General features: G+C 56.9%; 20 protein-coding genes and 1 tRNA gene. 10 read left to right on the top strand and 11 right to left on the bottom strand.

All coding sequences use genetic code 11. The features are described 5' to 3' along the window. The first annotated feature begins 48 nt into the window (after positions 1-48). The 3 genes from J8E65_RS09355 to J8E65_RS09345 are packed head-to-tail and all read left to right on the top strand — an operon-like array spanning position 49 to position 2,491. The gene (locus tag J8E65_RS09355) at positions 49-1,152 is read left to right on the top strand and encodes a DUF4837 family protein (protein ID WP_210375498.1); all 1,104 of its coding nucleotides are present in this window, start codon (positions 49-51) and stop codon (positions 1,150-1,152) included. 22 nt (positions 1,153-1,174) lie between these two features. Beyond that, entirely contained in the window at positions 1,175-2,107 is a 933-nt protein-coding gene (gene hisG / locus J8E65_RS09350; RefSeq protein ID WP_210375497.1) for an ATP phosphoribosyltransferase, read from the top strand. Between the two features lie 36 nt (positions 2,108-2,143). Continuing rightward, positions 2,144-2,491 carry a DUF4296 domain-containing protein gene (locus tag J8E65_RS09345; protein ID WP_210375496.1) on the top strand — a complete coding sequence of 116 codons (348 nt, stop codon included), beginning with the start codon at positions 2,144-2,146 and terminating at the stop codon, positions 2,489-2,491. A gap of 85 nt (positions 2,492-2,576) precedes the next feature. Here J8E65_RS09345 and ppdK read toward each other — a convergent pair whose 3' ends face one another. Next, entirely contained in the window at positions 2,577-5,192 is a 2,616-nt protein-coding gene (ppdK, locus tag J8E65_RS09340; RefSeq protein WP_237181861.1) for a pyruvate, phosphate dikinase, read from the bottom strand. A 247-nt stretch (positions 5,193-5,439) separates the two neighbouring features. On the opposite strand from ppdK, the gene J8E65_RS09335 reads away from it, so the two are divergent. Further along, positions 5,440-6,756, top strand: a complete 1,317-nt coding sequence (locus J8E65_RS09335; RefSeq protein WP_210375494.1) for a glycerate kinase type-2 family protein — start codon at positions 5,440-5,442, stop codon at positions 6,754-6,756. Between the two features lie 29 nt (positions 6,757-6,785). Here the strand turns inward: J8E65_RS09335 and J8E65_RS09330 are convergent. From J8E65_RS09330 to J8E65_RS09320, 3 genes are all read right to left on the bottom strand, one after another. After that, positions 6,786-6,861: transfer RNA gene (locus J8E65_RS09330), tRNA-Phe, on the bottom strand. Between the two features lie 97 nt (positions 6,862-6,958). Continuing rightward, positions 6,959-8,515: a tagaturonate epimerase family protein gene (locus tag J8E65_RS09325; RefSeq protein ID WP_210375493.1), complete on the bottom strand. Its 1,557-nt coding sequence runs from the start codon at positions 8,513-8,515 to the stop codon at positions 6,959-6,961. A gap of 6 nt (positions 8,516-8,521) precedes the next feature. Beyond that, positions 8,522-9,352, bottom strand: coding sequence for an SDR family oxidoreductase (locus J8E65_RS09320; RefSeq protein ID WP_237181860.1), 831 nt, complete (start codon positions 9,350-9,352; stop codon positions 8,522-8,524). A gap of 176 nt (positions 9,353-9,528) precedes the next feature. Here J8E65_RS09320 and J8E65_RS09315 point away from each other — a divergent pair, with 176 nt between their 5' ends. Then, a complete protein-coding gene (locus tag J8E65_RS09315; protein ID WP_210375492.1) occupies positions 9,529-10,584 on the top strand; it encodes a LacI family DNA-binding transcriptional regulator in 1,056 nt (351 codons plus the stop codon). Here the strand turns inward: J8E65_RS09315 and J8E65_RS09310 are convergent. After that, on the bottom strand, positions 10,581-11,453 hold the full coding sequence (locus J8E65_RS09310; protein WP_210375491.1) for an NAD(+)/NADH kinase: 873 nt from the start codon (positions 11,451-11,453) through the stop codon (positions 10,581-10,583). The genes J8E65_RS09315 and J8E65_RS09310 overlap by 4 nt on opposite strands. Positions 11,454-11,561: 108 nt before the next feature. On the opposite strand from J8E65_RS09310, the gene J8E65_RS09305 reads away from it, so the two are divergent. Then, on the top strand, positions 11,562-13,103 hold the full coding sequence (locus tag J8E65_RS09305) for a YifB family Mg chelatase-like AAA ATPase (protein WP_210375490.1): 1,542 nt from the start codon (positions 11,562-11,564) through the stop codon (positions 13,101-13,103). Here the strand turns inward: J8E65_RS09305 and J8E65_RS09300 are convergent. The 6 genes from J8E65_RS09300 to J8E65_RS09275 all read right to left on the bottom strand — a co-directional run bounded on the left by J8E65_RS09300 (position 13,100) and on the right by J8E65_RS09275 (position 20,373). After that, positions 13,100-13,513: an ExbD/TolR family protein gene (locus J8E65_RS09300; RefSeq protein ID WP_210375489.1), complete on the bottom strand. Its 414-nt coding sequence runs from the start codon at positions 13,511-13,513 to the stop codon at positions 13,100-13,102. The genes J8E65_RS09305 and J8E65_RS09300 overlap by 4 nt on opposite strands. Positions 13,514-13,524: 11 nt before the next feature. Next, positions 13,525-14,229, bottom strand: coding sequence for a MotA/TolQ/ExbB proton channel family protein (locus tag J8E65_RS09295; protein ID WP_237181859.1), 705 nt, complete (start codon positions 14,227-14,229; stop codon positions 13,525-13,527). A 12-nt stretch (positions 14,230-14,241) separates the two neighbouring features. Beyond that, positions 14,242-15,267 (bottom strand): SPOR domain-containing protein, encoded by a 1,026-nt coding sequence (locus tag J8E65_RS09290; RefSeq protein WP_210375488.1) that lies wholly within the window; start codon positions 15,265-15,267, stop codon positions 14,242-14,244. A gap of 12 nt (positions 15,268-15,279) precedes the next feature. After that, a complete protein-coding gene (locus J8E65_RS09285) occupies positions 15,280-15,510 on the bottom strand; it encodes an HU family DNA-binding protein (protein ID WP_210375487.1) in 231 nt (76 codons plus the stop codon). A gap of 63 nt (positions 15,511-15,573) precedes the next feature. Continuing rightward, positions 15,574-17,313: a TonB-dependent receptor gene (locus tag J8E65_RS09280; protein WP_237181858.1), complete on the bottom strand. Its 1,740-nt coding sequence runs from the start codon at positions 17,311-17,313 to the stop codon at positions 15,574-15,576. A gap of 3 nt (positions 17,314-17,316) precedes the next feature. Further along, positions 17,317-20,373 (bottom strand): tetratricopeptide repeat protein, encoded by a 3,057-nt coding sequence (locus J8E65_RS09275; protein WP_237181857.1) that lies wholly within the window; start codon positions 20,371-20,373, stop codon positions 17,317-17,319. Positions 20,374-20,512: 139 nt separating this feature from the next. On the opposite strand from J8E65_RS09275, the gene J8E65_RS09270 reads away from it, so the two are divergent. The 4 genes from J8E65_RS09270 to J8E65_RS09255 all read left to right on the top strand — a co-directional run bounded on the left by J8E65_RS09270 (position 20,513) and on the right by J8E65_RS09255 (position 22,824). Next, a complete protein-coding gene (locus J8E65_RS09270; protein WP_210375486.1) occupies positions 20,513-20,722 on the top strand; it encodes a hypothetical protein in 210 nt (69 codons plus the stop codon). Positions 20,723-20,755: 33 nt separating this feature from the next. Continuing rightward, the gene (locus tag J8E65_RS09265; RefSeq protein ID WP_237181856.1) at positions 20,756-21,415 is read left to right on the top strand and encodes a hypothetical protein; all 660 of its coding nucleotides are present in this window, start codon (positions 20,756-20,758) and stop codon (positions 21,413-21,415) included. 128 nt (positions 21,416-21,543) lie between these two features. Next, positions 21,544-21,960, top strand: a complete 417-nt coding sequence (gene folB / locus J8E65_RS09260; protein ID WP_210375485.1) for a dihydroneopterin aldolase — start codon at positions 21,544-21,546, stop codon at positions 21,958-21,960. Between the two features lie 3 nt (positions 21,961-21,963). Further along, complete coding sequence (locus J8E65_RS09255) at positions 21,964-22,824, top strand: HDOD domain-containing protein (protein ID WP_210375484.1); 861 nt, start codon at positions 21,964-21,966, stop codon at positions 22,822-22,824.

The following is a 22,824-nucleotide window of genomic DNA, read 5'->3' as shown; positions in this document are numbered from 1 at the left end:
CTGTGGACGTTCTAAGGGCGATTGTGTCATAAACATGAGGTCATCCCCATGCCCTTTCGCTTGGTTTTTTGGCCTTTATTTCTGGTGGGGATCTGGGGGTGTGGAAACGTCGATTATCGGCCGCTGGCTCTTGGGGAAGAAGGCGAAATCCAGGTAGTGATCGATTCAGCGTTGTGGCAGGGGCCGGTCGGTGACGCATTGCGTGCTGCCCTGGGCTATTATGTACAAACGCTGCCCAATCCAGAACCGCTTTTTACGTTACGCCCGCTTGAGCCCCGAACCCAAGATGCGCTGAATCAGGTGAAAAAATTTAAAAACGTCCTCTTTGTGGCTGCGCTGAGTGATTCTGGCCGCGTGTCACGCCTGGTGCAGCAGGCCTTTTCTGCCGAAGCGCTGCAGGTGGTGCAGCAGGGAACAGCCGCGATCGTGCCGCGGCATGACTTGTGGCGCCGGCGACAATTGGTGTATTTCATTGTAGCGTCAACCGATACCCAGCTTGTAGCCGCTATCCGTGAAGGTGCACTACGCCTGCGCGAAGCTTTTGCAGAAGCCAGCCGCGAGCGGCTTACGGCCGAAATGTTTGAAAAAGGTCGCCAACAGGCGCTCGAAGACACCCTGATGGCCCATCATGGTTTTGCTGTTAACGTCCAGCACGACTATCTGATTGCTATTGATACTACCCGGTTTGTCTGGCTGCGACGCATTCTGCCCGATACCTGGCGAAGCCTGTTTGTGTACTATGAAGAAGGCGCTGATCCAGCCAAACTGACTCCGGCCTGGATCTATGCCACCCGAGACTCGCTCGCTCGGCACTACCTGCAGGGGAATGCAGGAGGGTTTGTCCAAATCGATTACCGCCAGCCCTTAGAGACGCGTGCAATTAACTTTTTAGGCCGCTATGGCTATGAAACACGCGGCCTGTGGCACATGGTAACCCTTATGCCAGATGGCCAGCTTTTGCCAGCCGGTATGGGCGGTCCGTTTGTGAACTACGCTTTCTACGACCAGGCCAGTGGCCGCATCTACATGATCGACGGGATGGTCTTTGCTCCAGGCTTTACAAAGCGGGAGTTTTTACGCCAAATGGAGGCGATTGCCTACACGTTTCGAACCCGTGAAGAAGAAGCGGCTGCACAACCAGCAATACCTTAACAGGTAAACCCAGAAATCCACTATGTCTACAGAAACAGCTTTTGCAGTAACCACAGCGGCAGATAAGACACAGACGCGCCGCGTGCTGCGCCTAGGACTGCCTAAAGGCAGCCTCCAACAGGCTACGCTGGAACTGCTCGAAAAAGCAGGATTTAAGTTCAGTGTTAGTGAACGCTCCTATTTTCCTTCTACGGACGACGAAGAGCTCAGCGCCATGCTCGTTCGCGCCCAGGAGATGGCCCGTTATGTGGAAGAGGGGGTTTTTGATGCGGGCATCACGGGTAAAGACTGGGTTCTGGAAACAGGCGCCGATGTGGTTACGGTAGCCGATCTGATCTATTCCAAGCAAAGCATGCGGCCGGTGCGTTGGGTACTTGCGGTAGCAGAAGACGCCGACATTCGGTCTGTGCAGGATCTACAAGGTAAGCGTATTGCCACAGAAGTCGTTAACCTGACCCGGCGCTGGCTGGCCGAGCGTGGCGTAGAGGCCGAGGTGGAATTCTCTTGGGGCGCCACCGAGGCCAAGTGTCCGGAGCTGGTAGATGCTATCGTGGAAGTGACCGAAACCGGCGCTTCGCTTCGGGCGAACCGGTTGCGCATTCTGGAAGTGCTTATGGAGTCCAACACGCAGCTTATCGCCAACAAACAAGCCTGGCAAGACCCTTGGAAACGCCGCAAGATTGAAAACATTGCGTTGCTCATGGAAGGCGCTATTCGGGCGGAGCATCGCGTAGGGTTGAAAATGAATGCTCGTAAAGCGGATTTAGAGCAAATTATCCAGATGCTGCCAGCCCTGCGGCGCCCGACCATTTCTCCCCTAGCCTCTGACGGGGAAGAATGGGTGGCTATTGAAACGATCATCGAAGAAAAAGAAGTGCGTCGCCTGATTCCTGAGCTCAAACGCGCCGGTGCTGAAGGGATTATTGAGTATCCCCTCAATAAAGTGATCCCCTGAGCCTCTTGTTGGGGGTACATTCGGTTGGATGAGGATATGGTCGATCGTAGGAAGCTATGGATTGGTGTTGTAGCCGCTGGGCTGCTGCTGGCTGGATGTGCAGATGAGCCCTACGAGACGACCTCTGCAGACAGCACCTTGGCTGAGGTGCTTGTTGAGTTGCATTTGCTTGCTGCGCGAAAGGCCGTGGTGGGCGACGAAGCGCCAGCACTACGCGATTCGGTTTGGGCACGCTATGGCATGGACTCCGCCATGGTGGCTCGTCGTCTAGAAGCCTATGCTCGTAATCCCAAAGCGCTTCAGCGGTTACACCAGATCGTTCAGGATCGGCTCTTAGCCGAGCAATACGCTAGCCCACTGCCGCAGCTGGCGCCAAGGCGCTAACTAGGGCTGAGGGCTTGATGACGACAAAAAAACCGCCGGGTCGTTAAGACCCGGCGGTGGTGCTTTTTAAGGCCAGTTTGCGCTCTCACACATCGACCATCACGGCTTTCTTTTCTTTTTGCGCTTCGGCACGCAAGTGAGCCTGGGCAGCTGCTAGGCGGGCGATGGGAACGCGGAAGGGAGAGCACGAAACGTAGTCGAGCCCCACTTTGTAGCAGAAGGCTACCGAGGCCGGGTCGCCGCCGTGTTCTCCGCAAATGCCCACTTTCAGCGAAGGCCGCGTCTTCCGACCGCGTTCGGTACCGATCTGCACCAGCTGGCCTACCCCTTCCTGGTCGAGCGTCTGGAACGGATCGTCCTTGAGAATCTTTTGCTCGACATAGTAGGGGAGGAACTTGCCAGCGTCATCGCGGCTGTAGCCGAAGGTCAGCTGCGTGAGGTCATTGGTACCAAACGAGAAAAATTCGGCTACCTCGGCGATCTGGTCGGCCAAGAGCGCTGCTCGTGGCACCTCGATCATTGTGCCTACGAGAAAGTCGATGCGATCGCCTTTTTCTGCGAAGACTTTCTGAGCAGTTTCCTCGATCACGCGCCGCTGGTGTTCCAGCTCTTCCCGTGTGCCTACAAGCGGGACCATGATTTCGGGGCGCACGTCGACCCCTTCTTGCTTAAGCTCAAGCGCGGCCTCTAGAATAGCCCGGGTTTGCATCTCGGTGATCTCTGGATAGGTGATGCCCAGGCGGCAGCCGCGATGGCCTAGCATCGGGTTGAATTCCTTAAGCGCCTCAACCTTGGTCCGAACGGTTTCCACAGGAATACCCAGCTGCTGAGCCAACTCCTGCTGCTCTTTTTCATCATGGGGGAGAAATTCGTGAAGTGGGGGATCGAGCAAGCGAATGGTGACCGGCTTGCCCGCCATCTCGCGGAAAATGCCCCGGAAGTCCTCTTTTTGATAGGGCAGCAGCTTGGCTAGGGCAGCGCGCCGCTCTTCGAGTGTGGTGGCCAGGATCATTTCCCGCATGGCCAGGATGCGGTCGCCTTCAAAGAACATGTGTTCGGTACGGCATAGGCCGATGCCTTCCGCGCCAAACTCAACAGCCTTGCGGGCATCTTGCGGCGTGTCGGCGTTGGTGCGGACGCCTAGGGTGCGGAACTGATCGACCCACTCCATAAAGCGGGCAAAATCTCCAGAAAGCGAGGGCTCAACCAATGCTTCCTGTCCTAGAATCACCTCGCCCGTCGACCCGTTAATGGAGATCCAGTCGCCTTCCTTGACGACAACGTTGCCCGCGCGGAACGTCTTGGTGCTGTAGTCGATCACGATGTCGCCGCAGCCAGCTACGCAGGGTTTCCCCCAGCCGCGAGCGACAACGGCAGCATGCGAGGTCATGCCGCCACGGGAGGTTAAGATGCCTTCGGCAGCATGCATGCCACCTACGTCTTCTGGGCTGGTTTCTATGCGAACAAGGATAACGCGTTTGCCTTGAGCCCGCCACGCTTCGGCATCTTCAGCGGTAAAGACCACCTGGCCTACAGCTGCACCAGGCGAAGCCGGCAGGCCGCGGCCAATCACCCGGTCCTTGTAAGCCGTCTCCGACTTAAAGCGTGGATGCAGGAGCTGGTCTAAGTGGGCTGGTTCTACGAGGTCGCGCACAGCTGTTTTGGGATCCACAAGACCTTCGTCGACCATGTCGACCGCAATCTTAACAGCTGCCACGCCCGTACGCTTGCCGTTACGCGTCTGCAGAATAAAGAGCCGCCCTTCCTGGACCGTAAACTCGATGTCCTGCATGTTTTTATAATGCTCTTCGAGTTGGCGGGCCAGGCGTACAAGCTGCTCATAAAGCTCGGGCATGACCTGCTTCATTTCAGAAATGCTCTTGGGCGTGCGGATGCCTGCCACGACGTCTTCCCCTTGCGCGTTAATCAAGAACTCGCCGTAGAGCTCGTTTTCGCCTGTTGCTGGGTTCCGGGTAAAGCAGACGCCCGTGCCGCTTCGCTCGCCCATATTGCCGAAGACCATGGCCTGCACGTTGACGGCCGTCCCCAACAAGCCCCGGATTTTGTGGATTTGGCGGTACTTAATGGCACGCTCGCTATTCCACGACTCAAAGACCGCGTTGATGGCCCGGTAGAGTTGCTCGTAGGGGTCTTCTGGGAAGAGGGAGCCTGTGTGCTGTCGGTAAACTTCTTTGTAGCGGCGCACCAGTTCTTTGAGCGCTTCGGCGTCCAGCTCAGTATCTTCGCTAACGCCCTTTTCTTTTTTGAGCGCGGCGAGTACGGCTTCGAAGTGTTCGTGATGGACGCCCATCACCACATCGCCGAACATGTCAATAAAGCGACGATAGGCATCGTAAGCAAAGCGCTCATTGCCTGTGCGGCGGGCAAGGCCTTCGACGACCCGATCGTTAATGCCTAGGTTGAGTACGGTATCCATCATGCCTGGCATAGAAAGCGCTGCACCACTGCGCACAGATACCAGCAGTGGGTTATTGGGGTCGCCAAAGCCCGCCTCCATGAGCTGCTCGATGTGCCGAACGCCTGCGCGCACTTCTTCTTCTAGGCCTTCGGGCCATTTGCCGTTATGCTCGTGATAGTAGGCGCAGGCTTCTGTTGTGATCGTAAAGCCAGGAGGTACTGGCAGGCCAATGGCGCTCATTTCTGCCAGGTTAGCTCCTTTGCCTCCTAGCAGCTCGCGCATGTCTTTATTGCCTTCGGCCTGCCCGCCTCCGAAGCGGTACACGTACTTTTTCGCGTTCATAGACCCCTCCTGTAAAGCGGTTATGGTTGCCATCGGGCATCATTTCCGGCATAAGATAGCCTTCTGCCCGACGTTGTCAATGCAGTAAGGGGTTGCAGTTTGCAGCCAGTATGCTGTTTTTATAAAAAATGTGTTTTGTTGCTAAGCAGATAGTAAACTAGGTTGCTAAGCTTACCAAACGCAAAGCATGATGTCTTTTGAGTTGGTCGCCGATGCGCGCGCCATCTTTGGAGCAGCGGTACGCGCGGCGCAGGCAGACGTATTGCTTACGCAGACGCCCTGGACCGAGTGGGCGCCGCGACCGCTAGATCAGTATCGACGTGTTGTGGTGGTGGGCATGGGTAAGGCGGCCCTGGCCATGGCCAGTGTAGTGGAAGCGCAGCTAGGCGATCAGATTGCCACGGGTACGGTTGTGGTACCTCGCGGCTACTTAGAGACGCTGCCCGCGTCGCTGGTTTTCCCCCAACGGATTGCCGTGCTAGAGGGGGGACATCCTCTACCCGATGAGGGTAGTCTGCAGGCCGCACAGCGCATCTTGCAACTGGCCGAAAGCTGCACAGCAGAGGATCTGTTGCTGGTACTGATCTCCGGTGGGGGGTCGGCCCTATGCACGGATTTTGTGCCACCGGTCACGCTGGCCGATGCGCAAACGACATTTCAGCTTTTGCTTGCCAGTGGCGCGGACATCTACCAGCTGAATGCTGTACGTAAGCATTTGTCGCGCATTGGTGGTGGTCAATTAGCCCGGGCTGCAGCGCCAGCCGACGTGTTAGCACTGGTGATTTCGGATGTGGTAGGGGATGAGCTTTCTGTCGTTGCCAGCGGTCCGACAGTACCTGATCCTACCACGTTTGCCGAGGCCATTGCTGTGCTGCGGCGCTACGGGCTTTGGCATCGGGTTCCAGAACCGGTTCGGGTGCGGCTGGAAGCGGGTGTGCGCAATCCATTTTTAGAAACTCCCAAAGCAGCCGATCCACGTTTTGCTCGCGTGGTTACGCGCTTGGTGGGTACCAACCGACGAGCGCTTGAAGCTGCGGCCGACGAAGCGCGCAGGCGTGGCTATTCGGTGCGGATTGTTTCGGATCGCCTAACAGGCGAGGCTCGGGAGGTAGGGCCCCACCTGGTAGCCATGTTGCGGGAGGTACGCGAGCCCCGTCCGGTTTGCTTGCTTTGGGGCGGAGAGACAACGGTTACCGTGCGGGGCTCTGGCCAAGGCGGCCGCAACCAAGAGCTTGCGCTAGCTGCTGCATTAGCGATGCAGGACTGGCCGGCTCAAGCTGTGTTGCTTAGTGGAGGCACCGACGGCCGCGATGGCCCTACCGATGCTGCCGGCGCTTGGGTCACCCCAAACACGGTTGCTGAAGCACGCCAGCGCGGACTGGATCCACTGGCCTATCTTAACAACAATGATGCCTATGCGTTTTTTAAAACGCTTGATCAGCTCTTGGTGACCGGGCCCACGCACACAAACGTTATGGACGTGCAGGTTGCGCTACGCTATTAGCAAAAAACCCCACCTTAAATGGTGGGGCTTGGTGGTCAGGGGCGGAATCGAACCGCCGACACCAGGATTTTCAGTCCTGTGCTCTACCGACTGAGCTACCTGACCGTTGGCGGGATGCAAATATACACTCGCTGCCTTGTTGCAGGCAACAAACGCCTGCTGGTGCAGCGGGTTTCACGAAGGTTTGCATAATAGGGGTGTTTTATGTTGCATCAAAAGGGCGCAGGTGACGGTCAAAGTGAGCCTCAAGTAGCCGATAGTGGGTTTCTTCGTGGGCCTGGAGTACGGCAAGCAGGCGATCGCGGAAGCGCGGGCGGCCCTGGGCATCGGTTGCCGTCAGCACCGAGCCAAACGTGACGTGGAGTACTTGCCGCGTGTCGAAGTGCTCGAGTAGGGCCGGTAAGTCCCGATCGGGCACCTCAGCCGGGTGAGGAACGCGTTCCAATAGGGCCGAAACGTGATACGTAGCCCGATCGGTTTCATAGCGACTGCGAGCAAAGTCCAGAATTTCCCGGAATAGGGTGGGGTCTAGTTCGGCTACTGCCCTCAGGGCTTCCAAGTAGGATGTCCCAGCCGTTTTGAGGTGAAACAGTTCGCCGGCATGTTGGGCAAACAAAGGATAGAGAGCAAACTTGTCGGATCCGGAATGCAGGCTGAGTTTGTAGGGTCCTAGTGTGCGGGCAATGGCTACGTGCAACTTGAGGTGGGCTTCAAACTCCCCTAGCTCGCCGATGTAGTCGACCCCTTTCTCCAAGCGTCCGACAAAACGCAGTGCCAGGCTAATCCAGCGTACGCCCAAGCGGGCAAGCTCCCGTGCCACAAAGAAATGTTCGGCCGGTGAGGTAGGTACTTCAGTTTCGTCAACAGACATCTCTAGTTCAAAAGGACAATTGCCCATGCGTGAGGCAATGTGCCGGTACATGCGGGCCGTATGCGCAATAGCAGCGCCATACTTAGCTAGGGCTTGGCGCAGCGTGCGCTCTTCAAACGACAGCATGTAAGGGCCTACATGAAACGTTTGGCCCAAATAAGCGCGCCGCAGGTCGTTCCACGTGGTTTCAAGATCTGCCCAAGGCAGCGCTGCTACTTTGGCCGCGAGGGTAGCGGCGTCTGCACCATCGGCGTCGTTGTCGACAAAGGCGCTGGGATCAATGGTAAACCAAGTAAACCCCGCAGCAATGCAGCGATCAGCGTCCTCTTCGGTTTTCAGGTGGTCCGCGTCGGCACCATAGCCTTGGCGCCAGCCTTCTTGAAAAACGCCCCACATGGCATCGTCAAGGACCTGCTGGGGTGAGCGTCCTGTACGCGTCATTTCCCGAATAGACTGCTGGGCAAAAACGGGGGCCAACGTGTGCTTGCGTACCGCACGTACGTGACCCGGTGTAGCCAACCCCAGCCGGTCTCCACAACCAACCGAAGCACGCAGACCCAACGTGCGTGGGGCGGTCCAAGGCACATGACGACGCAAGGCCTGAGCATGCTCCGGTGTTAGGGGACAGGACTGAAAAATCAGCGCTTGGCCGTTGAAGGTCAGTTCATGACGCAACCCTCCAAAGTCGGCCACGCCACCAGAGGATAAGATGCCCAACCGTTTTTCTTGATCCTTTCGGATCAGAAAAAATACGCCCTTGGGGGTTACTTCTAAGGATTGAGGATAGACGTGTGCACGGATCAAGGTGCTGAGTGCTGCAGCCAGCTTAGGCCCATCTGCTTGAGCTTGCAACGCCCATCCAGGTAACAGTAAGGGGAATGCTTCCATAGGGAGCTAGATTCCTGTGAAAATGGAAAATCCGCCATCTACGGGTACAACCACGCCGGTGACAAACCGGGAAGCATCGCTGCACAGCCAGATGAGTGTGCCAATGAGGTCATCGGCTTCGCCAAAGCGGCCCATAGGTGTATGGGCTAAAATGGCCTGGCCTCGTTCGGTGAGCGAACCATCCTCGTGCACCAGCAGATGACGGTTTTGCTCACCCAAGAAAAAGCCTGGAGCGATCGCGTTGACGCGCAGCCCTTCTCCATAGGTGCGGGCCAGCTCGACGGCCATCCAGCGGGTGAAATTTTCTACAGCTGCTTTGGCTGCACTGTAGCCCACGACACGGGTCAGAACGCGCGTTGCCGCCATCGACGAGATGTTCACAATCACGCCTTGGCGCTGGCGTGCCATGACTTCGCCAAAAACCAGCGTTGGCAGAATTGTCCCCATCAGGTTGAGGTCAATAACCGCACGGAATGCGGCTTCGGTGAGCGAGAAGATGTTTTGGCCGGGATGCAGCGTGGCTTCGGGCACGTTACCCCCGGCACTGTTCACCAGAATATCGAGACGTCCCCAATGCTGAAGGAGCACTTCCCGCGCACGTTCAAGCGCTTTTTGATCGAGCACGTCTCCACTGAGCGCTAGGGCTTCGCCACCGTTTTGCAGGATTTCGGCTACCGCTGCTTCAAGCTTTTCTGGCCGCCGGGCTAGCAGGGCCACGCGGGCTCCCGCCAAGGCCAGTCCACGGGCCATGGCACGGCCTAAGGCACCGCTACCCCCGGTGACAAGGGCCACGCGGCCGCTTAGGTCAAACTGCTGGGTCAGTGCAGGATGCATCATAATCCCAAGATCGCAAAAAGTTAACGGTAACGCAACCGGGTAAAATCCGATGACTATAAAACCATCCAAACCTACACCTACCAAGGGCTAGGGTGCAAAAAATTTCTTTGAACTTCGCTCTATAATGCGGTAACTTACACAGAGCTATCCAATGAAGTAAACGGTTGATGGTCATTATGGCCAAAAAGCGTGTGCGGCTAGCTGATATTGCCGAACGGTTAAACCTCAGCAAAGTCAGCGTTTCGAAAGCCCTTCGGGATCATCCGGACATTTCTAAGGAGACCCGTGAGCTGGTGAAGAAGACCGCTGCCGAGATGGGGTACTTGCCCAACCTGCTAGCGCGTTCGTTGTCTTCCAAGCGCTCGTATACGTTGGGTGTGGTGGTTCCCAAGATTGCGCATACGTTCATGGCTACGGTGGTTGATGCCATTCAAGAGGCTGCTACGCAGCGGGGTTATGGGATTGTGTTGGCGGTTTCGCAGGAGCGGGCGGATTTGGAGCGGCAGCATATTGAGCGGCTGCTGGCTATGCGGGTGGATGGGTTGCTGGTTTCGGTTTCGCAGCAAGCGCCCCATGTGGAGGTCTATGAGCGGGTTAGAGAGATGGGTATCCCGCTGGTATTTTTTGACCGCGCCATTGAAGGATTAGGTTTTAGCAGCGTGACGGTTGATGACCGTGAGGGGGCCTATCGTGCTGTGGAGTATGTGATTCGCAAAGGATACCGCAAGATTGCCCATGTAGCTGGCACGCCAGAAGTGCTCATTGGTCGGGAACGTCGGGCAGGTTATGAAGCTGCTCTCCGCCAGGCTGGTTTGCCCATTCGGCCGGAGTGGATTATTGAGGGGGGCTTTGATGAATGGCATGGTTACTATGCTTTCAAACGCCTGTTGCAAGGAGAGCTGCCTGAGGTGATTTTTGCGGTGACGTTTCCCGTAGAGCTGGGGATTCGGGCGGCTATGCGCGAGAGTGATCCATCGCTTTTGGAGCGTATTCAGTTGATTTCGTTTAGCGAAGGTGGTTTGAACGAATTTTATGTATATCCACATATCTGCGTTCGGCAACCTGCCCGTGAGATGGGTCGGCGGGCGTTGGAGATTTTAGTCGCTGAAATTGAGCGGGAGGATGGTCGTGCGCCCCAGCATGTCGTGCTTAAGACCGAGCTCATTACGCCAGAAGATTATCTGCGGCGTTTTGCGGTACGTATGGCGGTAGAGCGTACGCCGACAACTTAACGCGCGCCCCACATCAGCTTGTTGCGTAAGGTTTGAAAGTAGTGTTGTCCCGGTAGTTTGATGAGGTTGACGGTATGGGTGGCACGGCGAATGGTGATGCGTTGGCCTTCCTGCGTAATGAGTTGGCTACGGCCGTCGGCGGCTAGCACGTAGGGTTGTCCGCTGGTGTACACGCGGACCTCGAGCGTTACCGAAGCTGGAAGCACGATAGGTCGAAGGGTCAGCGTGTGGGGTGCAATAGGCGTGAGGATGATGACTTCGCAGCCTGGAGAGACGATTGGGCCCCCAGCCGAAAGTGAGTAGGCCGTCGATCCGGTAGGCGTGGAGAAAATGAGGCCATCGGCCCAGTATTGGTTGAGGGGCACGCCGTCAACGGTGACGTCGATGGTAATAAGCCCAGCTGGACCCGTGCGGTCGATCACAAATTCATTTAAAGCCCAGGGCAGCTCAAGAGAAAGGCTATTTTCCAGTTCGGCTTCCAGCGCCATGCGTGCCTCCACGGTGTAGTCCCCGCGCTCGATGGCGCAGATGGCTTCGCGTACGTGTTCTACTTCTACGTCGGCCAAAAAGCCCATGCGGCCGATGTTGATGCCCAGTACGGGCGTTCCGTGGCGTCCGGCCAAATGAGCGCTTTGCAACAGTGTACCATCGCCGCCAAACGAGAGGATTACGTCGACTTCTGTTGCTAAATCGTGTGCGGTGCAGGCTGCGGCTTGCGCTTGGGGAAGTAGCTTGCGCAGCGCTAGCCCTTCAGCAACGGCAGGGTGCAGCTTAGCTTGCAGTCCTTGCTGCTCGAGCCAGCTTAGCAGCTTGGCTACAGGCTCCCAGAGCTGTTCTTTTTGCGTATTGCCGGTAATGCCGTAAATCATGGATGCAGCGTTAGGTTGCAGTTAAGCATAACAGGGGCTAATGCCAAAGTATTTAAGTTACAGCAAGGGTGTCGGTGTGTCTTTAAAGAAAAAACATCCGGCACGTTCATGCTGAGCAAAGTTTGGAGTAGTACCCCGCTGGGCATTGAGGCCATTCCTGTGGAGATCGAAACGCACATCGAGTCGGGCATGCCGCGCTACACGGTGGTTGGCTTGCCTGATGGTGCGGTGCGTGAAAGCCGTGATCGCATTTATGCCGCCTTGCGCAATAGTGGATTGCCGCTGCCGCGCGGGGCCATTACGATCAATTTAGCGCCAGCCGATTTACGCAAAGAGGGGGCTGCTTTTGATTTACCGATGGCGCTCGGGTTGTTAGCAGCGAGCGAAGGCAAGCCTAGTGCAGAGGCGCTTGCGTCGTTGTGGATTGTGGGGGAGCTGGCACTGGATGGGACGGTACGGCCGGTTCGGGGCGTACTGCCTATAGCCATTCGGGCTCGTCAGGAAAGGCGAAAAGGAGTAATCGTGCCCGTAGCCAATGCCGAAGAGGCCGCACTGGTTGAGGGACTGGAAGTCTATCCAGTCGCTTCGCTGGCTGAGGCTGTCGGTTTGCTTACCGGCACGCAGCCGCGATTGCCGTTTCGGCGGGACCTGAAGGCGCTCTTTGATGAGGCGCAGCACTACGACATCGACTTTGCCGAGGTACGTGGCCAAGAGAACGTCAAACGGGCTTTAGAGGTAGCTGCAGCAGGTGGACATAATGTGTTGATGGTGGGACCGCCAGGCGCAGGCAAAACCATGCTGGCTCGGCGTTTACCTACGATCTTGCCACCGCTTACGCCTGATGAAGCACTGGAAACTACCAAAATTCACTCGGTTGGTGGCATGCTTGGGAAAACGGGACTTATTGCCCAACGTCCGTTTCGTGCGCCGCATCATACCATTTCAGACGTCGGGCTTTGCGGTGGAGGAGCACCCCCCTTACCAGGGGAAATTTCGCTTGCCCATAACGGTGTGCTCTTTTTGGATGAGCTCCCGGAGTTCAAGCGGCAAGTGCTTGAGGTGTTGCGTCAGCCGCTTGAAGCTGGCCGGATTACCATTAGCCGGGCCAAATACACCATTGAGTATCCGGCGCAGTTTATGCTTGTGGCCAGCATGAATCCTTGCCCCTGCGGTTACTTGAACGATCCCCGGCGCACATGTTTATGCACGCCACCTCAAGTGCAGCGCTACCTGTCGAAAATCAGTGGACCGCTTTTAGATCGTATCGACCTGCATATTGAAGTGACGCCGGTTCCCTTTGAAGAGCTGAGTCGCAAGCAAGAAGGCGAGCCTTCGGCTGCGATTCGGGCACGGGTTGTAGCGGCACGCCAGCTTCAGGCTGAACGGTTTCGAGATCTGCCAGGTGTCTACTGTAATGCCCAGATGCCAGCTCGCCTGGTACGGCGCTACTGCACGCTAGATAGCGAAGGTCAGCAGCTGATGAAGATGGCTATTCATCGCCTGGGGCTAAGCGCGCGGGCCTACGATCGCATCCTCAAAGTAGCCCGTACGATTGCCGACCTAGCAGGCAGTGCATCGCTTCGGCCCGAGCACCTTTCTGAGGCGATTCAGTATCGCTCGCTTGACCGGGAGTCTTGGTTTTTGCGTTAGCGAAGTGGGCTCACGTCGGGGCGTTCGGTAGCCATCAATACAGTCATGCCTAGCGCGCGGGCAGTGCTGGCCACGTAGGCGAATTGCTCAACGGTTGCTCGGCGGTCGGCACGCAGCACAAGCGTTGTGCGTTCCCCTTTTACGTTACGTAGCACGTTCAATAGGTCTTCGCGGCCAACCTGCTGCTGCTCTACGTAAAAACGGCCGTCTTCAGTCAGCACCACCGTTACGTACTGGGCCTGCGTGGGCGCACCAGCTTCAACCCGGGGTAGGTTAACGCGAATGCCAAACTGGGGCACGAAGCTGGAGGTCAACAGGAAAAAAATCAGTAGCAAAAGCACGATGTCGGCCAGCCCGGCGAGGGCAAACGTCATAATTGGCTTGCGGGCTGTGGAGAAGTTCAGCGGCATGGCAATCCGGTTTAAAGCAAGGTTTCCGGATGGCGACGGGGATGCGGTACGGGCTCCTGAAGCAGATCAATAAAGTCAGTGGCCGAGCGTTCCATGTCGTTGACCAGTCGGTTAATTCGTGTCAGCAGCACGTTATGACCAAAAAGTGCCAAAATGCCTACAATCAAACCAAAAGCTGTGGTCAGCAAGGCTTCCCAGATGCCCCCGGCTAGCACACTGGGGTTTACGTTGCCCTGAAGGTTTTGGATTTGCTGAAATGCTTCGATCATGCCGGTTACTGTTCCTAGAAAGCCCAGCATAGGAGCAATGCCAGCGATGCTGGCGAGCACGTCCATGCGTTTTTCTAGCTCGAAGGCTTCGTATTTGCCAGCGGCCTCGACAGCGTCCCGAATTTCTGCGATTGGCCGTCCCAGGCGCTCTAGGCCGTGCCGGAGGATGCGGGTGATGGGTTTGTCCTGGGCTTCACAATAAGCTAAGGCGCCGCGCACGTCGCCGGCTTCAACGTAGCTGCGCACGCGGTCCATAATCTGCTGGGGGTTGATTTTGGCTTTTTGGACCGTAATCCAACGCTCTACGATCAAGTAGACCGTTAGTAGGGAAAGCAGGGCTATAGGAATCATAACCCATCCGCCCTGCATCAGGATGTCTAGAAAAGAAGTGCTAGAGGGTGGGGCCTCAGAGGGCAAAGCAACCGTCTGCAACAAGACCAGCATCATAGGTTTGTGACGTTAATTGGTGGAAAGTCGCAAAACCCAGGCATCGGCAGGGACCAAGTCGCCCAAGCGCTCTTTGGCTGCGAGGGCCTCTTCGGCCGACGGGTATTGTCCAACCGCAATGCGGTAGCGTGTGGTTCCGTTTGCTGGAGCTGTAACGATTTCAATCGCCAAGCCTTGTCCCGCAAGGCGCTGGCGAAATTGCTCAGCCATTTGTTCTGCTACTGCCCGATTGGTTGTAGAACCAACAACCAGGGCATAGTTACCACGCGTTGGTGCCTCAGGCGGGGTTGGTGAGGGCTGGACTGTGTCGGCTTGTGGGGTAGTGGCAACAGCCGTGGTTTCGGCAGGCATCGCAGTACTTGCCGGTGGGGAAGCTATGGGGGGTGAGCTAACGGGAGCGGTAGGGCGCATCGAAAGAAGCCACCAAACGCCAATGGCTCCTAAGATCACGACAACAAGTGCTGCTGGAATCCATAAGGGCAGTTTGCGTGTGCGTTCTTCGTGGAGGTGGATGCGCGGTGGGCGTGGCGGGGGCGACGTTTCCACCGGGCGATGCGCAGTGGCAGGTTTTACCGCTTCCGGAATGGGCTGAGGGGGTTCGGTTGCAGGCGGGGTCAGCGTGTCTTCCAGGTTTGAGGATACCGCTGTCGACTCGGGTTCTGGCGTTTGCAGGAGCGCCTCCGAAGGTGGGAAAACCTCTGGTGTAGTGACCTCGATGTCTTCGGCCAGCGCTGTTTCTTCAGGTACCTCGGGAGGAACAACCTCTGTTTTGCGGTAGGCTTGCTCTTCTGCTGGCTCAATGGTCACGGACTCCAGTCCAGCAAAACGATAGTTAACGGCTTGGGCTAAAGCTCCCGCAGGTTCAAAGCGTAGGCCTTGGGCGGTCTGGTAAAAACCCCCTAAACCTGGAATGACAACTTGGCCAGTTTGCTGCAATTGCTGTTGCCAGCGGGCAACAAGCTGGTAGAGAGCCGCTTCGGCTTCTTCCGGAGAGCAGGCCAAGCGCTGGGCCAAGGCGACAATCAGCGGTTCAGGCATAGGTTAAGGCATTTAGTGGGACGCTTCAGGTTCGGCTGACGTGGCTTCTGGGGTAAAACAGACCACGTCACGCGGCGGGTGTAGCACAAGGCGTCCGTCGGGTAACTGCTCGGTAGTACTGCCATGATGTTCGACGGAAAAAGTGCCTATTCCTGGCACATATACCGATTCCCCTCGCATCAGAGCTTCTTGTACCAGTTCGGCTAAGGCTTGCGCCACATCCTCTAAAGCAGGAGCGGCCATGTTGCAGCGGGGGTTTGTTTATGATTGCTTTAAAACTACAACAGAATCTATGAGAATCCAATGCTACCAGCGAATCCGCATGCCGGCACTAAGCAATACGTGGGGCTCTGGATAGCCTAACCAGCGACTGCGGTAAGTGCCAGGCGTCAGATTCTCCAAGGAACCTATGAAGCCGATAGCAGGAGTAAGCTGGTAGGTTGCTTGCAGGTCGATATCTAAGTACGGGGAAACACGCTGGGTTTGGCTTAGGTCAGCATAGCGCAGGCCTTCGTAGCTACCGGTGAGTTGGACCAAGCCCCGTTGTTTTGGCAAGGGATAAGCCAAAAGGAGTTGACCTCGCCAGGAAGGTTCGTACGGTACAGGGCGATCCACTTCTGGTAAACGCACCTGCTGGTACGTTAGACGCAAACTTCCCTGCAGGCTACCGGGCAGCGTCATTGCAATTTCGCCCTGGGCATAGTAGCGGCGTTGTTGGGCATACCCGAGCTGGGTAAGGTAACGGAGTTCTGTGCCCACCAGACGTCGGGACAGGACCGCATAGCGTTCAAACGGAGATGCTCTAAAACCACCGGCGGCGCGCAAACGTACAGCCCTGAAGAACACTTCACTACCGGCTTCGAGATCAACCGTGTGTAGTGCGGGTTGAGGTAGCACGCTGTCGTCAAGAATGGGCATTTCGCGCAGCAGTTCATCGAGCCGGTAGGGTATAAGGTGGGGTTGCTGGCGTACGTACAGGCGGCTACGTGGGGTGAGCGAGACGTCCACTGCTAAGACTGGCGAGACGTACGTAGCGCGCGTGCGGGTAGGGGTTGCCTCAAGGACCAATACACGGCCGCCTATGCTAAGCTGGAGTGTGCTTCCGAGAGGCAGCGCAAGCGAAGCCCCACCAGAGAGCGACCACACGTCCGACTCCAAAAAGCCAGAAGGATCTATGCCGGCCAGGTGTCCTTGAGCATCCAAATGAAGCGTGCCTGCAGTGAGCGGTAAAGCCAGCTGGCCTTGGGCGTCCAGTCGGCGCTCTAAGCGCCGATAGGTTTCGGCTGCTGGACTGAAGAATCCTTCTGGATAGGTGGTGCGGTAGCGGCTGCTACTCAAGCGCAGCTCCAGGCCGCCTTCTACATCGTCCTGCGCCGAAGGACCAAGCCATAGCTGGGCATATGCGCCTGTACCTTCGCGTTGGGGGGCATCGAACGGCAGTGTTTCTACTAGGCCGTAGAGGCGATAGGTGTGCGCAAAGCCACCTACTTCTAGACCCGCATGCACCGGGCCGCTATAGGCGAGCCCAGCTTGGACGTTGAGCAAGTCGTAGGGGGTTTCGATTTCGGGGCGGTCAGCAAAAGGTACAAAACCATTGCTGCCGGTGTAGCGCACCGCTCCGTAAGGCATTAGCCCGTTGGAAAAAGATTGCTCTAGGTATCCGTTAAAGCTGCGGGTTACGTAGCGCCCCAGTGCGCCTTCAAAAAGGCCCCGGGCAGGGCGACCGCTGCCTATGGTCGCAATGGCAGGCGGTACTGGGCGCTGGAGTGAAACAGGGCCTGCAAGCCGTGCCGCCTCAGAGTAGGGTTCAATATAAGGCTGTCGGTCTGGAGAGACTTGAGGTACCAGCGGTGGTGGATTAAACCCCACAAGTGGCTGGCGCTGCAGAGAGGGAAAGGAAATCTCTAGCGTGCCTCGAATCTCTATTTCGCGGGGTGCCAGATCGGGCAAGACGACCTGGGCGGTATCGGTCACTTGGGCCCAGGCTGAAAGTGTCAGCGATCCGCTTCCTAAGAGCAGATATCCCAAAACGACAAGAGGGCGCATAGCTTAAAGGGCAGCTTTTTCTTGGGCAGCTGTTTGGGCAAAGGAAGTATTAGGAAATTCGGCCAATACCAGATCGTAGAGCCGTGCGGCATCGCCGCGTCGACCCAAAGCCACAAATGCACGGGCCTGGGTCAAGTAGCCGCGTGCGAGCCACTCTGAATAGGCTGGAAAAAGCGTAGGCAGGCGGCTAAGTTCTTCGATAGCCTGCTGCGGGTTGCCGCGCCGTAGCAAAAGAGCGCCGAGCCGATAGAGCGCTTCGGCCCCGGTTTCGTCCTGAGCGCGGCTAGCCACGTTACGGTATAGCGTAGCGGCTTCCTCTAGCCGCCCTTCTGCTTCGGCCAGTCTTGCCAGTCCCAATTGCAGCAGGGGTGGCGCGTTGCCGGTTGGGGCCAAGGCCTGGGCTTGTTCCAAGCGCTGCCGGGCCTCGGCTAGGCGTCCCAGTTCAAGTAAGGCAAGGCTTTGACCGTAAAGCGCCTGCAGCTGCAGCCCAGAGCGGGCTGGCGCGAGTGCTTCTAGGCGACGGAAAGCTTGTAAAGCAGGTTCGTAGCGTTCCTGCTTTAAGTAAATATTTCCCAGCAATGCCAGGGCGTCGGGTACGCGGCGATGTTCGGCATAGGCACTGAGTAAGCGTTGCAGGTTGCGTTCCGCGGCAGCGTATTGTTCCTGTTCGCTTTGTAACGTAGCCAAGTAATACAGGGCTTCCCCCATCAGGTTAGGAGAATAGGTGCCTTGAACAAAGGCTTCCAAGCGCCGCAAGGCTTCCTGCGTACGGCCGCTGCGGTAGAGGGCTTCCGCTTGCCGGAAACGCAGCTCCTCCACTACAGGAGCATTCGGATAGGCTGTAGCAAAGGAGTCGATCAAGGCGGCTGCGCGGGCTTCGTTGCCAGTGGCCAGCAGGGCAAAGTGGATGCTCATGGCCGCGTCGCCTACAAACGGGCTTTGGGGATAACGTTCCAGCACCTGTTTGTAGGCATTCACTGCAGCCTCCATGCGACCGGCATTGAACAGCGCGTCGCCGATACCATACTGGGCTTTGGCAGCCAGCGGATCGTTAGGTGCTGATTCAATCAGCCGTCGATAAGCAGCGATGGCAGCATCATAGCGCTGGTTCAGAAAGTGAATATACCCAATTTGGTAGAGGGCTTCTTCCCGCCAGGGACTGTCGGGGTACTCCGTAAGCAATTGATTAAACGTACGCAAGGCTTCTTCAGCATTACCGGCATTATAGTAGGCTTGACCAATCTGATAAAGTGCGTAATCTTCGCCTTCGGATGCGGCCTGGCGGTAATAGCGAATTGCTTCGGGATAACGCTTGAGCGCATAGTAGCTGTCGGCCAAGCGCAGCAAGGCATCGAGTCGATAAGGGACAGGCTCATCGCCTCGGCGGTACACCTGCAGGAAGCGTTGGAAGGCTTGTGCGGCTGCTTCATAGCGTTCTTGTCGGAAATAAACCCAGCCTAGCGCGTAATGGGCGGCTTCCACATGTTGGCCGTTGGGAAAACTGCGCAGGTACTCGCGAAAGAGCGTCTCTGCCCGATCCAGACGTCCTAATTGGTAGAAGCTTTCGGCAGCCCAAAACAGAGCATCGCTAGCTTTTTCGCCTCGCGGGTCTTGCTGGTACAGGTTCCAGAATGCCTCGCTGGCTGCGGCGTATTGTCCTTGGCGGTAGCGCAGCCAAGCTTGTTGGAAGGCGATTTCGGCCCGTAGGCGCGGGGAAGCTGCCTGGAGCGCGACAGCCCGGTCAAAGCTGTTGAAGGCAGCGTCGAAGCGTCCCAGAGCAATTTCGGTGTAGCCGCGCATGCGCAACGCATCGCCAAGCAGGGCATGGTTAGGGTAGGTCCGGACAAACCGGTCGAAGGCTTGATGTGCCTCTTCCCAGCGCCGCATTTCATAGTGCAGCATGGCCTGTTCGTATTGGGCATAAGGCGCCAAGGGACTTGAGGGCCACTCGCGCACGAACGTTTCAAACAAAGCCAATGCCTGTGGGAGGTCTTGAGCACGTTTGCGGCTGACGGCTTCGTAGTAGGTAGCGCGCATGGCCAGCGAGTCGTGCCCGGATTCACGGACTTGCTGGAAGTGATCGGCAGCCCATTGGTAGACCCCCTGGTGATAGTAATTCCAGGCTAGGCCGTAGAGTGCGCGTCGGTAGTAGGGGCTATTTTGGCGTTCCAGCACGCGGCGGTAATAGACTATAGCGTTTTCGCTATTGCGCAGCTGGTTATAGGATTCTGCCAAAAGCAGCCATGCTTGTTCTAGGTCGTTGCCCTTGAGGTTAGGCAATTGGCGCTCGACTTCCGAGACGACGCGACGGTAGTCACCCAGTTCATAGTAGACTTGTGCCAAGGCCAAGCCGACGTGTTGGGCTTCAGGCGCGTCGGGATAGCGGGCGGCCAGCAGCTCAAACGTACGTGCTGCTTCAGCGTAGTTGCCCATTTCCACCTGCGTGTAGGCCATAGCCAGCAGCGCGCGTGGCGCCCACGGTGAGGTGCGGTAGGTATCGGCCAGGCGGCGGTAGTGTCCAACGGCTTCGCTGGGGCGTCCTAAGCGCTGAGCCGATTCCGCCATCCAGAACAAGGCGCGTGCGGCCAATGCTTCGGGCACGCCTGCGCGCAACGCTTGGCTAAAGGCCTGCCGTGCCTCTTCATAGGCACCGGTATCATAAAAATACTTCCCTAGCGCCAGCTGGGCTTCATAGGTAAGGGGATGATTAGGGTAGCGTGCTGCAAACAGGTTCAGCAAGGCAGCAGCTTCTTCGGTTTGGCCTAGGGCCAGGCGCGCTTCAGCTTCGTAGAAAAGAGCTTCAGCTGCTCGGCTATCGGTAGGGTAGGCCTGGCGATAGCGCGCAAACGCTAGGGCCGACTGGCCGTAAAAGCCGTCTTGATGCAGCATCAGCGCTTGTGAAAACGCCAGCTCAGCTGTCGACGGCTTTGGTTGCGCCCAAAGGGATGGGCTAAAAAATAGGACAAACAGTAAATACCATCGCCGCATGACGCCTTGGGTTGTAAGCGCTTGGGATCGCAAGAAAAAACGTCGCATGCCCATATCAAATTGTCTGTGCATAAGAAGCGGGGTGTTAATAAAGTTGTAATTGCACGCTGCTGGACGGAACGTTTGGGCACTTCATTAGAAAAATAAGCAGAAACTCTGGCCAGAAAGGTCAAGTCCGCGAATCGTTCCACGAAAAATACAGGAGGGTCTTATGGCACAGCAAGAACGTCCGGTTCAAGAACCCAAGACCAGCGGTGCTTCTGCTGCATCGGAACAGGAACGCTCGCCGCTGGAAGAGTTGGAGCAAGCGGCGACGTCGGGTGTAGCGGCAGCGCTGGAATGGGTGCGGACGCATCAGGTCGCTGCCGTGCTGGGCGCTTTCGCGCTAGGGGTGTTTTTAGGAGTGCTTTGGCGTCGCTAAACGTAATTTGATTGAAGGTGAGCTATGGCAAGGATGGAAAAACAACAGTCCGTGGCGCAGCCAGAAGAAAACGCCACGCGTACGCTGGTAGATGCCTATGAAAAAACACGTAAGGAACTTAATGAGGCGCTAGCTCGACTGCGGGAACAGCTTGCGCGGTTAGATGCAGAGGCTGCTGCGCAGCGCGCCCGCGACTGGATCGCACAGAACCCGGCCTTAGCTTTGCTCCTGGCTTTAGGAGCTGGCGTTGCAACAGGCAGGTTGATTGCACTGGCTGCAGCACCGTCTCCGCCGCCTTTAAGTGAACGGGCGCGGCGCAGTGCGGCTAAGCTGGCCAAAAAAGCCCAAAAGGAAGCACAGCGCTTGCGGCGTCAGCTTTCCAAACAAATGAGTACCTTGGGGGAAACTGTAGCTGAGCGGGCCCGTGCGCTTCAGGAAGAACTACCAGATCAGGCCGCTGCGCTTGCTGAGCGCGTGCGTGAGCAAGCCGAGGCGCTAAGCAAAGCTCTGGCCCAACAAGCCGCAACGACCACGGAAACGCTTGAGGCAGCTGCGCGCCATACCTCCAAGCGTGTCAAGCGTGCTTCACAACGTGGTTTGGCTACGGCCGAAGCGTTGTTGAGCGTAGCCGCAACGGCTGCTGCAGCTGCAACACTCAAGAAACTCAATGACTGGATGCGCCGAATTGGCTAATTTGTGCAAAAAATGGATTCGGCCTGTTTCTTGATCAGCAGTGCATCGTATCTTGCATCAGGTAGCCGGAGCCGCGTTCTCCGGCTACCCGTTTTTAACGTACGGGTCCCATTTTCTAACGTGCCCATATGCACCCCGAAGCCACGCGTGCACTTGAGCCCATCCCCGTCGCATCAGGGCAGTCTCGGGGTATAGTTCGCCTGGTCAATGCGGTCTTTTATGCCCACCATGGCATTACGCAAGAAGAGCATCGGATTGGTGGGCGTTATGAGGTAGATGTGGCCATGGAGCTTAATGTAGAAGCGGCTGCTCAAACAGACGACCTGTCCCAAACCGTTGATTATGAGGGCGTCTATCGATTGGTACATGCACTGGTAACGGGGAATAAGTTTTACCTCATTGAACGTTTGGCCTACCAGATTGCCCAGCATATTCTGGAGGCCTATCCAATAGTTGAAGCAATTGCGGTTACCGTACGTAAACCCAATCCCCCGGTTGGTGGAGCCTGTGACCAAGCGGAAGTGGTCTACATGTCCCGACGCTAAGCTATGGAACTGGATACGCAGCGTGCTTTGGATGTCGCGCAGACCGAGGAGATTTTGCGTGGTGTACTGATTCCACCGCGCCCTGCGCTATTGGTTGAAGTGCTGGAAGAGCAGAATCGACCAGAGCCGAACCTGGAGCGTATTGCCCGGCTTGTAAGTGAGGACGTTGCACTGGCAGCTAGCACGCTTAAGCTGGTAAACTCTCCGCTATTTGGTTTATCACGGCCTGTGGTGGATATCGGCCACGCTGTGCGTCTGTTAGGAATGCGGAATATCGTCAGCTTGGTTACCGCTTTGCTTTTGCATCAGGCTTTCCGCGGCTCCAAAGGGACGCTGATGGAGTGGTTCTGGCGCCGGGCTGAGTGGATGGCGCACGCCGCAACACTGGTAGCCCGTGCAAGCCGGGCCCTGGCTCAAGAAGAGGCCTATACGCTGGGGCTTTTCTGCGACTGTGGCATGCCGCTGCTTTTACGCCGCTTTCCGGAGTATGCGGGGGTCTACGAAGCAGCAGAGCGCGAAGCCGACGCGCGCCCATTAATTGAGGTGGAGCGTGAGCGCTTGCGTACGGACCACGCTGCTGCAGGTTTTTTGCTTGCCCGTGCTTGGAAACTGCCTGCCGAGTTCTGCCAAGCTATTTTGCGACATCATGATCCGATCGATTACTACCAGGCCGAGGCTGCTGACGTTACGGTTAAATACCTGGCCGTCTTGATGGCAGCCCAGCATCTGGTGCGCCAGATGCTGCACCAACCTCCTGCAGCTGAGTGGCTAGCTGTGGGCACTTCAGTGCAGCACTTTCTGGGGCTATCGGAAGAAGCACTGGTTTGGCTGCTACAAGAGCTCAAAAAGCTGCGCCCAGCCTAA

It is taken from the genome of Rhodothermus bifroesti, from assembly GCF_017908595.1.
Lineage (GTDB): Bacteria > Bacteroidota > Rhodothermia > Rhodothermales > Rhodothermaceae > Rhodothermus > Rhodothermus bifroesti.
This window is presented reverse-complemented; position numbering and strand designations above follow the sequence as displayed.